This is a genomic window from Pseudomonas sp. TR47 (assembly GCF_044143025.1).
GTDB lineage: Bacteria > Pseudomonadota > Gammaproteobacteria > Pseudomonadales > Pseudomonadaceae > Aquipseudomonas > Aquipseudomonas putida_E.
The window spans coordinates 64,194-72,097 of record NZ_JBHFCS010000025.1 but is presented as its reverse complement, the minus strand read 5'-3'; the positions used below and the strand labels follow the sequence as shown (position 1 = coordinate 72,097).

Here is a 7,904-nt window from a genome sequence, read left to right as displayed (position 1 = left end):
CAAAATCATCGAGTAATCACTCGACCGATTGAAAAAAACCCCCGCTCAGCGGGGGTTTTTTTTATTGGGTTGACACTAAATAGGGGCGTCTATAGAATCACGCCTCCTTTTAGCGGGCGTAGTGCGTCCGTTGGGAACAGCCTGGAGTCTGAAATCCAATGCAAAATCAGCAAATCCGAATCAGGTTGAAGGCTTTCGACCATCGCCTGATCGACCAATCCACCCAGGAAATCGTGGAAACCGCGAAACGTACTGGTGCACAAGTGCGTGGTCCAATTCCACTGCCTACCCGCAAAGAGCGTTTCACCGTTCTGGTCTCCCCGCACGTCAACAAAGACGCGCGTGACCAGTACGAGATCCGCACTCATAAGCGTGTTCTGGACATCGTCCAGCCGACGGATAAAACCGTTGACGCGCTGATGAAGCTTGATCTGGCGGCAGGTGTGGAAGTGCAGATCAGCCTCGGCTAAGACTTCGGTCTTGTCGTGTAACGCTCTGAAATGGGCGGCCATAGCGGGTGAAAGCCCCGTACACTCATGAGGTTTACAACATGACTATTGGTGTAGTCGGTCGCAAGTGCGGTATGACCCGCATTTTCACCGAAGAAGGTGTCTCCATTCCGGTCACGGTCATTGAGATCGAGCCGAATCGCGTCACCCAGTTCAAAACTGAAGAAACCGATGGCTACCGTGCAGTGCAAGTCACTGTCGGCGAGCGTCGTGCTTCGCGTGTGACTGCCGCTCAGGCAGGTCACTTCGCCAAGGCCAACGTTGCCGCTGGTCGCGGTGTCTGGGAGTTCCGCCTTGAAGAAGGCGAGTTCCAGGCTGGCGACTCGATCAAAGCTGAACTCTTCACTGCAGGCCAGCTGGTAGACGTTACTGGTCAGTCCAAAGGTAAAGGCTTTGCCGGTACCATCAAGCGCTGGAACTTCCGTGGCCAGGACAACACCCACGGTAACTCCGTGTCGCACCGTGTCCCAGGCTCCATCGGCCAGTGCCAGACTCCTGGTCGTGTGTTCAAGGGCAAGAAAATGTCCGGTCACATGGGCGCCGAGCGCGTGACTGTTCAGTCCCTGGAAGTAGTTCGCGTAGACGCTGAGCGCAACCTGCTGCTGGTCAAGGGTGCCGTTCCTGGCGCTACTGGCGGCGACGTGGTTGTACGTCCGGCTGTCAAGGCTCGCGGTTAAGGGGAAACTGACATGCAACTTAATGTAAATGACGCTCAGGCGATCGAAGTTTCCGAACTGACTTTCGGTGGCGAATTCAACGAGACGCTGGTACACCAAGCAGTCGTGGCCTACATGGCCGGCGGCCGTCAGGGCACCAAGCAGCAAAAGACCCGTTCCGACGTGGCTGGTGGCGGTAAGCGCCCATGGCGTCAGAAGGGTACTGGCCGTGCTCGTGCTGGTACCACTCGTGGTCCGATCTGGCGTGGCGGTGGTGTAACCTTCGCAGCTCGTCCTCAGGATCACTCGCAGAAGCTCAACAAGAAGATGTACCGCGCAGCTCTGCGCTCCATCCTCGCTGAGCTGGTGCGTAGCGACCGTCTGGTCGTGGTTCAGGACTTCGCTGTTGAAGCACCGAAAACCAAAGATCTGCTGAACAAGCTGAACGGCATGGGTCTGAGCGATGTTCTGATCGTTTCGGACGCTGTTGATCAGAACCTGTACCTGGCTGCTCGTAACCTGCCGCACGTCGATGTACGTGACGTTCAAGGTTCCGACCCGGTCAGTCTGATCGCATACGAGAAAGTGTTGATCACTGTCTCGGCCGTGAAGAAATTCGAGGAGCTGCTGGGATGAACCAGGAACGCGTATTCAAAGTCCTCCTTGGCCCGCACGTTTCCGAGAAGGCTACCGTTCTGGCTGAGAAAAAAGGCCAGTTCGTATTCAAGGTTGCTACTGACGCAACCAAGCTGGAAATCAAGAAAGCTGTCGAAGGCCTGTTCAACGTAAAAGTTGAAAACGTGTCGACTGTTAACGTTCTGGGTAAAACCAAGCGTACCGCACGTGGTCTGGGCAAGCGTAATGACTGGAAGAAGGCGATCGTCTCCCTTCAGCCAGGCCAAGATCTCGATTTCAGCAGCAGTGCTGAGTAAGGAAGGGGTGCATCATGGCAATCGTTAAATGCAAACCGACTTCCCCTGGCCGCCGTTTCGTGGTCAAGGTGGTCAACCAGGAGCTGCATAAAGGCGCTCCTCACGCACCGCTGCTCGAGAAGAAATCGAAGTCTGGTGGTCGTAACAACAATGGCCGCATCACCACTCGTCACGTTGGTGGTGGTCATAAGCAGCATTACCGTCTGGTCGACTTCCGTCGCAACGACAAAGATGGCATCCCAGCCACTGTCGAGCGTATCGAATACGATCCAAACCGTACTGCTCACATCGCCCTGCTGTGCTACGCAGACGGTGAGCGTCGCTACATCATCGCCCCTAAAGGCGTGAGTGCTGGCGACCAGCTGATCGCAGGTGCTCTGGCCCCAATCAAGGCCGGTAACTCCCTGCAGCTGCGCAACATCCCAGTAGGTAGCACCATTCACGGCATCGAACTGAAGCCGGGTAAAGGTGCTCAGATCGCTCGTTCCGCTGGTGCTTCGGCTCAGCTGATCGCTCGTGAAGGCGTCTACGTGACTCTGCGTCTGCGTTCCGGTGAGATGCGTAAAGTACTGGCTGAGTGCCGTGCGACCCTGGGCGAAGTCTCGAACTCCGAGCACAGCCTGCGCTCGCTGGGTAAAGCTGGTGCCAAACGCTGGCGCGGCGTTCGCCCAACCGTTCGTGGTGTTGCCATGAACCCGGTTGACCACCCACATGGTGGTGGTGAAGGTCGTACCTCCGGTGGTCGTCATCCGGTATCGCCATGGGGCTTCCCAACCAAGGGTGCTAAAACCCGTGGTAATAAGCGTACCGACAACATGATCGTCCGTCGTCGCAAGTAACTAGAGGGATACGACAGTGCCACGTTCTCTGAAAAAAGGTCCTTTTATCGATCTTCACCTGCTGAAGAAGGTCGAAGTGGCGGTGGAGAAGAATGATCGCAAGCCAGTTAAAACCTGGTCGCGTCGTTCGATGATCCTGCCACAAATGGTCGGTCTGACCATCGCGGTTCACAACGGTCGCCAGCATGTTCCAGTTCTCGTGAACGAAGACATGGTCGGCCACAAACTGGGCGAGTTCGCCGGTACCCGCACCTATCGCGGGCACGTGGCTGACAAGAAAGCCAAGCGTTAAGGGGTAAGGAAATGGAAGTAGCCGCTAAGTTGTCGGGCGCTCGCATCTCCGCCCAGAAAGCCCGCTTGGTCGCCGACCAGATCCGCGGGAAGAAGGTGGGCGAAGCGCTCAACCTGTTGGCCTTCAGCAGCAAAAAAGCCGCTGAAATCATGAAGAAAGTCCTCGAGTCGGCCGTTGCCAACGCCGAACACAACGAAGGCGCAGACGTTGATGACCTGAAGGTCTCCACCGTCTTCGTCAACGAAGGGCGTTCGCTGAAGCGCATCATGCCACGTGCCAAAGGCCGTGCTGATCGCATCGTCAAGCGGTCTTGCCATATCACTGTCAAGGTTGCGGACAAGTAACGGAGTCGATCAGATGGGTCAGAAAGTACATCCCACTGGCATTCGCCTGGGAATCGTCAAGGAGCACACCTCCGTCTGGTACGCAGACGGTGCTACTTACGCAGATTACCTCTTGAAGGATCTGAAAACGCGTGAGTACCTCCAAGACAAACTAAAAAGCGCGTCCGTAAGCCGTATCGATATTCATCGTCCGGCTCAAACTGCACGCATCACCATCCACACCGCTCGTCCCGGTATCGTTATCGGTAAGAAAGGTGAGGATGTCGAGAAGCTGCGTCAGGACCTGACCAAGCAGATGGGTGTGCCTGTGCACATCAACATCGAAGAGATCCGCAAGCCGGAACTCGACGCTATGCTGGTTGCGCAGAGCGTAGCTCAGCAGCTGGAACGCCGCGTAATGTTCCGTCGCGCCATGAAGCGCGCCGTACAGAACGCCATGCGTATTGGTGCCAAGGGCATCAAGATCCAGGTGAGCGGTCGTCTCGGCGGTGCTGAGATTGCTCGTACCGAGTGGTATCGCGAAGGTCGTGTGCCTCTGCACACCCTGCGTGCCGATATCGACTACAACACCTACGAAGCTCACACCACTTACGGTGTGATCGGTGTGAAGGTTTGGATCTTCAAAGGCGAAGTTATTGGTGGTCGCCAAGAAGAACTGAAACCACAAGCACCAGCGCCTCGTAAAAAAGCTGCTAAGTAAGGGGTACGCCAAATGTTGCAACCAAAGCGTACAAAATTCCGCAAGCAGATGACCGGCCACAACCGTGGTCTGGCACTGCGCGGTAGCAAAGTCAGCTTCGGCGAATTCGCCCTGAAAGCTGTTGCTCGCGGTCGCCTCACCGCCCGCCAGATCGAGTCGGCACGTCGTGCTCTGACCCGTCACGTTAAACGTGGCGGCAAGATCTGGATCCGTGTCTTCCCGGACAAGCCGATCTCCAAGAAGCCTCTCGAGGTTCGTATGGGTAAAGGTAAGGGTTCCGTGGAATACTGGGTTGCCCAGATCCAGCCAGGCAAAGTCCTGTACGAGATCGAGGGTGTTTCTGAAGAGCTGGCGCGCGAAGCTTTCGCCCTGGCTGCTGCAAAGCTGCCTCTCGCCACCTCCTTTGTTAAGCGGACGGTGATGTGATGAAAGCGAATGAACTTCGTGAAAAATCTGCACAGCAACTGAATGAGCAACTGCTCGGCTTGCTGCGCGACCAGTTCAATCTGCGTATGCAGAAGGCAACTGGCCAGTTGGGGCAGTCGCACCTGCTCTCGCAAGTTAAGCGTGACATCGCTCGCGTGAAAACTGTGCTTAACCAGCAGGCAGGTAAGTGATCATGGCTGAAGCTGAAAAAACCGTCCGTACGCTGACTGGCCGTGTCGTCAGCGACAAAATGGACAAGACCATCACCGTTCTGATCGAGCGTCGCGTCAAGCACCCGATCTACGGTAAATACGTTAAGCGTTCGACTAAGCTGCACGCGCACGACGAATCCAACCAGTGCAAAATCGGCGACAAGGTTTCCATCCGTGAAACCCGTCCGCTGGCCAAGACCAAGTCCTGGGCACTGGTTGAAGTCCTCGAACGCGCTGTTGAAGTCTAAGGGCTAGGGGTCGGAGAAATTTTATGATTCAGACTCAATCCATGCTCGATGTGGCCGATAACAGCGGCGCTCGTCGCGTCATGTGCATCAAGGTACTCGGCGGTTCGCACCGCCGTTACGCCGGCATCGGTGACATCATCAAAGTAACCGTCAAGGAAGCAATTCCGCGCGGTAAGGTCAAAAAAGGCCAGGTGATGACCGCTGTTGTCGTCCGTACCCGTCACGGTGTACGTCGCGCTGACGGTTCCATCATTCGTTTCGACGGCAACGCTGCTGTTCTGCTGAACACCAAGCAAGAGCCGATCGGCACTCGCATCTTCGGGCCAGTGACCCGTGAACTTCGTACTGAGAAGTTCATGAAGATCGTCTCGCTCGCCCCTGAAGTGCTGTAAGGAGATCCGACATGCAAAAGATTCGTCGTGACGACGAGATCATCGTGATCGCCGGCAAAGACAAAGGTAAGCGCGGTAAGGTGCTGAAGGTTCTCGCTGACGACCGTCTGGTCATCGGTGGTGTGAACCTGGTCAAGCGTCATACCAAGCCTAACCCGATGGCGGGCGTTCAGGGCGGTATCGTCGAAAAAGAAGCGCCTCTGCACGCTTCCAACGTTGCCATCTTCAATGGCGAAACCAACAAGGCTGACCGCGTTGGTTTCAAAGTAGAAGACGGTAAGAAAATTCGTGTCTTCAAGTCGACCCAAAAAGCGGTTGATGCTTGAACACTGCTAGGTAGAAGACCATGGCACGACTGAAAGAGATTTACCGGAACGAAATCGCTCCTAAGCTTAAGGAAGAACTTAAGCTGTCGAACGTGATGGAAGTTCCGCGCGTTACCAAGATCACCCTGAACATGGGTCTGGGCGAAGCGATCGGCGACAAGAAAGTCATCGAGCACGCTGTTGCCGACCTGGAAAAGATCACCGGTCAAAAGCCGGTTGTGACTTTCGCTCGTAAATCCATCGCGGGCTTCAAAGTCCGTGAAGGATGGCCGATCGGTGTCAAGGTGACCCTGCGTCGCGAAAAGATGTACGAATTCCTGGACCGCCTGCTGGCGATCTCCCTGCCTCGGGTCCGCGACTTCCGCGGCCTGAATGCCAAGTCCTTCGATGGCCGTGGCAACTACAGCATGGGCGTGAAAGAGCAGATCATCTTCCCGGAAATCGATTACGACAAGATCGATGCTCTGCGCGGTTTGGACATCACCCTGACCACCACTGCTCGTTCGGATGACGAAGGCCGCGCTCTGCTGCGTGCATTCAAATTCCCGTTCCGCAACTGATTGGAGTAGGAAAATGGCCAAGAAGAGCATGAAAAACCGCGAGCTGAAGCGTCAGCTCACGGTAGCCAAGTTCGCCAAAAAGCGTGCTGAGCTGAAAGCGACCATCGTCAACCTGAACGCCTCTCCTGAAGAGCGTTTCGCTGCCGTTGTCGCTCTGCAGAAGCAGCCACGTGATGCCAGCGCTGCGCGTCTGCGCAACCGTTGCCGCCTGACCGGTCGTCCTCACGGTGTATACCGTAAGTTCGGCCTGGGCCGTAACATGCTGCGTCAAGCCGCAATGCGCGGTGACGTACCAGGTCTGGTCAAGGCCTCCTGGTAATCGCTGCAGGTGTGACCCTGGCGGAAGGGGAGTAATCTTCCGACCGCCGGTGTTCTCGCCAACAAACAAGCCCCTTCATGGGGCTTGTTTCGTTTCTGTCTTGTGTCTAGAATGACCGGCTCACCTGAGCCCGGGTTTTTACCCTGCCTGCTTGGGTGGTTGTGATAGCCGCAAGGCTAATAATTCTTGTATCAGGAGCATCTAGCCCATGAGTATGCAGGACCCGTTAGCGGACATGCTAACTCGCATCCGTAATGCCCAGATGGCTGAAAAGTCCGTCGTAAGCATGCCTTCCTCCACTCTGAAGGTCGCGGTTGCCAAAGTTCTGAAAGACGAAGGTTACATCGCTGGCTACCAGGTTACTGGTGAGGCCAAGCCGTCCCTGTCGATCGAACTCAAGTACTTCGAAGGCCGTCCGGTCATCGAGGAGCTGAAGCGTTCCAGCCGTCCTGGCCTGCGCCAGTACAAGTCCGTCACAGACCTGCCGAAAGTTCGTGGCGGCCTGGGCGTGTCTATCGTCTCCACCAACAAAGGTGTGATGACTGACCGCGCTGCGCGCGCTGCCGGTGTCGGCGGCGAAGTTCTGTGCACAGTGTTCTAAGGGGAGATAGGCATGTCTCGCGTCGCTAAGAACCCCGTTAAGCTGCCAGCTGGTGTCGAAGTCAAATTCGCCGGTCAGCAGCTTTCGGTGAAGGGTGCCAAAGGCACTCTCGAACTGAACGTTCACTCGTCTGTTGAAGTTACCGAAGAGTCCGGCGAACTGCGTTTCGTCGCTCGCAACGGTGATCAGCAAGCTCGCGCCATGGCCGGTACTACCCGTGCTCTGGTCAACAACATGGTCCAGGGCGTAAGCCAAGGCTTTGAGCGCAAGCTCCAGCTGGTCGGTGTTGGTTACAAGGCACAGGCTAAAGGCACCGTCCTGAACCTGGCTCTGGGCTTCTCGCATCCAGTGGACTACGAACTGCCAGCCGGTATCACTGCTGAAACTCCCAGCCAAACCGACATCCTGATCAAGGGTATCGACAAGCAGCTGGTAGGTCAGGTGGCCGCTGAAATCCGCGACTTCCGTCCGCCAGAGCCTTACAAAGGCAAGGGTGTGCGTTACGCGGACGAAGTAGTCCGTCGTAAAGAAGCCAAGAAGAAGTAGGG

General features: G+C 56.0%; 17 protein-coding genes. All 17 read left to right on the top strand.

All coding sequences use genetic code 11. The annotated features are described in order from the left end of the window. Positions 1–158 precede the first annotated feature (158 nt). The 17 genes from rpsJ to rplF all read left to right on the top strand — a co-directional run bounded on the left by rpsJ (position 159) and on the right by rplF (position 7,902). Positions 159–470: a 30S ribosomal protein S10 gene (gene rpsJ, locus ACEWE8_RS22095; RefSeq protein ID WP_003186070.1), complete on the top strand. Its 312-nt coding sequence runs from the start codon at positions 159–161 to the stop codon at positions 468–470. An 80-nt stretch (positions 471–550) separates the two neighbouring features. Continuing rightward, positions 551–1,186: a 50S ribosomal protein L3 gene (gene rplC, locus ACEWE8_RS22090; RefSeq protein ID WP_012316519.1), complete on the top strand. Its 636-nt coding sequence runs from the start codon at positions 551–553 to the stop codon at positions 1,184–1,186. A 12-nt stretch (positions 1,187–1,198) separates the two neighbouring features. After that, positions 1,199–1,801, top strand: coding sequence for a 50S ribosomal protein L4 (rplD, locus tag ACEWE8_RS22085; RefSeq protein WP_003255485.1), 603 nt, complete (start codon positions 1,199–1,201; stop codon positions 1,799–1,801). Continuing rightward, complete coding sequence (rplW, locus tag ACEWE8_RS22080; protein ID WP_003255484.1) at positions 1,798–2,097, top strand: 50S ribosomal protein L23; 300 nt, start codon at positions 1,798–1,800, stop codon at positions 2,095–2,097. The genes rplD and rplW overlap by 4 nt, the downstream gene beginning before the upstream one ends. A 14-nt stretch (positions 2,098–2,111) precedes the next feature. Beyond that, positions 2,112–2,936, top strand: a complete 825-nt coding sequence (gene rplB / locus ACEWE8_RS22075; protein WP_012316518.1) for a 50S ribosomal protein L2 — start codon at positions 2,112–2,114, stop codon at positions 2,934–2,936. A 16-nt stretch (positions 2,937–2,952) separates the two neighbouring features. Continuing rightward, positions 2,953–3,228, top strand: coding sequence for a 30S ribosomal protein S19 (gene rpsS / locus ACEWE8_RS22070; RefSeq protein WP_003255482.1), 276 nt, complete (start codon positions 2,953–2,955; stop codon positions 3,226–3,228). An 11-nt stretch (positions 3,229–3,239) separates the two neighbouring features. Next, on the top strand, positions 3,240–3,572 hold the full coding sequence (gene rplV / locus ACEWE8_RS22065; protein WP_003103908.1) for a 50S ribosomal protein L22: 333 nt from the start codon (positions 3,240–3,242) through the stop codon (positions 3,570–3,572). A 13-nt stretch (positions 3,573–3,585) separates the two neighbouring features. Next, positions 3,586–4,272, top strand: coding sequence for a 30S ribosomal protein S3 (gene rpsC, locus ACEWE8_RS22060; RefSeq protein WP_003255481.1), 687 nt, complete (start codon positions 3,586–3,588; stop codon positions 4,270–4,272). Between the two features lie 12 nt (positions 4,273–4,284). Next, positions 4,285–4,698, top strand: coding sequence for a 50S ribosomal protein L16 (gene rplP, locus ACEWE8_RS22055; protein ID WP_003255479.1), 414 nt, complete (start codon positions 4,285–4,287; stop codon positions 4,696–4,698). Next, positions 4,698–4,889 (top strand): 50S ribosomal protein L29, encoded by a 192-nt coding sequence (gene rpmC / locus ACEWE8_RS22050; RefSeq protein ID WP_002555481.1) that lies wholly within the window; start codon positions 4,698–4,700, stop codon positions 4,887–4,889. Before rplP ends, rpmC begins: the two co-directional genes overlap by 1 nt. Before the next feature lie 2 nt (positions 4,890–4,891). After that, a complete protein-coding gene (gene rpsQ / locus ACEWE8_RS22045; RefSeq protein ID WP_008089812.1) occupies positions 4,892–5,158 on the top strand; it encodes a 30S ribosomal protein S17 in 267 nt (88 codons plus the stop codon). Positions 5,159–5,181: 23 nt separating this feature from the next. After that, the gene (gene rplN, locus ACEWE8_RS22040) at positions 5,182–5,550 is read left to right on the top strand and encodes a 50S ribosomal protein L14 (RefSeq protein WP_008089810.1); all 369 of its coding nucleotides are present in this window, start codon (positions 5,182–5,184) and stop codon (positions 5,548–5,550) included. Between the two features lie 11 nt (positions 5,551–5,561). After that, positions 5,562–5,876, top strand: coding sequence for a 50S ribosomal protein L24 (rplX, locus tag ACEWE8_RS22035; protein ID WP_003255476.1), 315 nt, complete (start codon positions 5,562–5,564; stop codon positions 5,874–5,876). Positions 5,877–5,896: 20 nt separating this feature from the next. Then, positions 5,897–6,436 carry a 50S ribosomal protein L5 gene (rplE, locus tag ACEWE8_RS22030; RefSeq protein ID WP_012316517.1) on the top strand — a complete coding sequence of 180 codons (540 nt, stop codon included), beginning with the start codon at positions 5,897–5,899 and terminating at the stop codon, positions 6,434–6,436. 13 nt (positions 6,437–6,449) lie between these two features. Then, positions 6,450–6,755 carry a 30S ribosomal protein S14 gene (rpsN, locus tag ACEWE8_RS22025; protein WP_012316516.1) on the top strand — a complete coding sequence of 102 codons (306 nt, stop codon included), beginning with the start codon at positions 6,450–6,452 and terminating at the stop codon, positions 6,753–6,755. A 208-nt stretch (positions 6,756–6,963) separates the two neighbouring features. Continuing rightward, a complete protein-coding gene (rpsH, locus tag ACEWE8_RS22020; RefSeq protein ID WP_008089805.1) occupies positions 6,964–7,356 on the top strand; it encodes a 30S ribosomal protein S8 in 393 nt (130 codons plus the stop codon). A gap of 12 nt (positions 7,357–7,368) precedes the next feature. Further along, the gene (gene rplF, locus ACEWE8_RS22015; RefSeq protein WP_009681972.1) at positions 7,369–7,902 is read left to right on the top strand and encodes a 50S ribosomal protein L6; all 534 of its coding nucleotides are present in this window, start codon (positions 7,369–7,371) and stop codon (positions 7,900–7,902) included. Positions 7,903–7,904 lie beyond the last annotated feature (2 nt).

Coding starts and splice junctions, on each gene's coding strand:
- rpsJ (WP_003186070.1), top strand. CDS start 159: ATGCAAAATCAGCAAATCCGAATCAGGTTGAAGGCTTTCGACCATCGC.
- rplC (WP_012316519.1), top strand. CDS start 551: ATGACTATTGGTGTAGTCGGTCGCAAGTGCGGTATGACCCGCATTTTC.
- rplD (WP_003255485.1), top strand. CDS start 1,199: ATGCAACTTAATGTAAATGACGCTCAGGCGATCGAAGTTTCCGAACTG.
- rplW (WP_003255484.1), top strand. CDS start 1,798: ATGAACCAGGAACGCGTATTCAAAGTCCTCCTTGGCCCGCACGTTTCC.
- rplB (WP_012316518.1), top strand. CDS start 2,112: ATGGCAATCGTTAAATGCAAACCGACTTCCCCTGGCCGCCGTTTCGTG.
- rplV (WP_003103908.1), top strand. CDS start 3,240: ATGGAAGTAGCCGCTAAGTTGTCGGGCGCTCGCATCTCCGCCCAGAAA.
- rpsC (WP_003255481.1), top strand. CDS start 3,586: ATGGGTCAGAAAGTACATCCCACTGGCATTCGCCTGGGAATCGTCAAG.
- rplP (WP_003255479.1), top strand. CDS start 4,285: ATGTTGCAACCAAAGCGTACAAAATTCCGCAAGCAGATGACCGGCCAC.
- rpmC (WP_002555481.1), top strand. CDS start 4,698: ATGAAAGCGAATGAACTTCGTGAAAAATCTGCACAGCAACTGAATGAG.
- rpsQ (WP_008089812.1), top strand. CDS start 4,892: ATGGCTGAAGCTGAAAAAACCGTCCGTACGCTGACTGGCCGTGTCGTC.
- rplN (WP_008089810.1), top strand. CDS start 5,182: ATGATTCAGACTCAATCCATGCTCGATGTGGCCGATAACAGCGGCGCT.
- rplX (WP_003255476.1), top strand. CDS start 5,562: ATGCAAAAGATTCGTCGTGACGACGAGATCATCGTGATCGCCGGCAAA.
- rplE (WP_012316517.1), top strand. CDS start 5,897: ATGGCACGACTGAAAGAGATTTACCGGAACGAAATCGCTCCTAAGCTT.
- rpsN (WP_012316516.1), top strand. CDS start 6,450: ATGGCCAAGAAGAGCATGAAAAACCGCGAGCTGAAGCGTCAGCTCACG.
- rpsH (WP_008089805.1), top strand. CDS start 6,964: ATGAGTATGCAGGACCCGTTAGCGGACATGCTAACTCGCATCCGTAAT.
- rplF (WP_009681972.1), top strand. CDS start 7,369: ATGTCTCGCGTCGCTAAGAACCCCGTTAAGCTGCCAGCTGGTGTCGAA.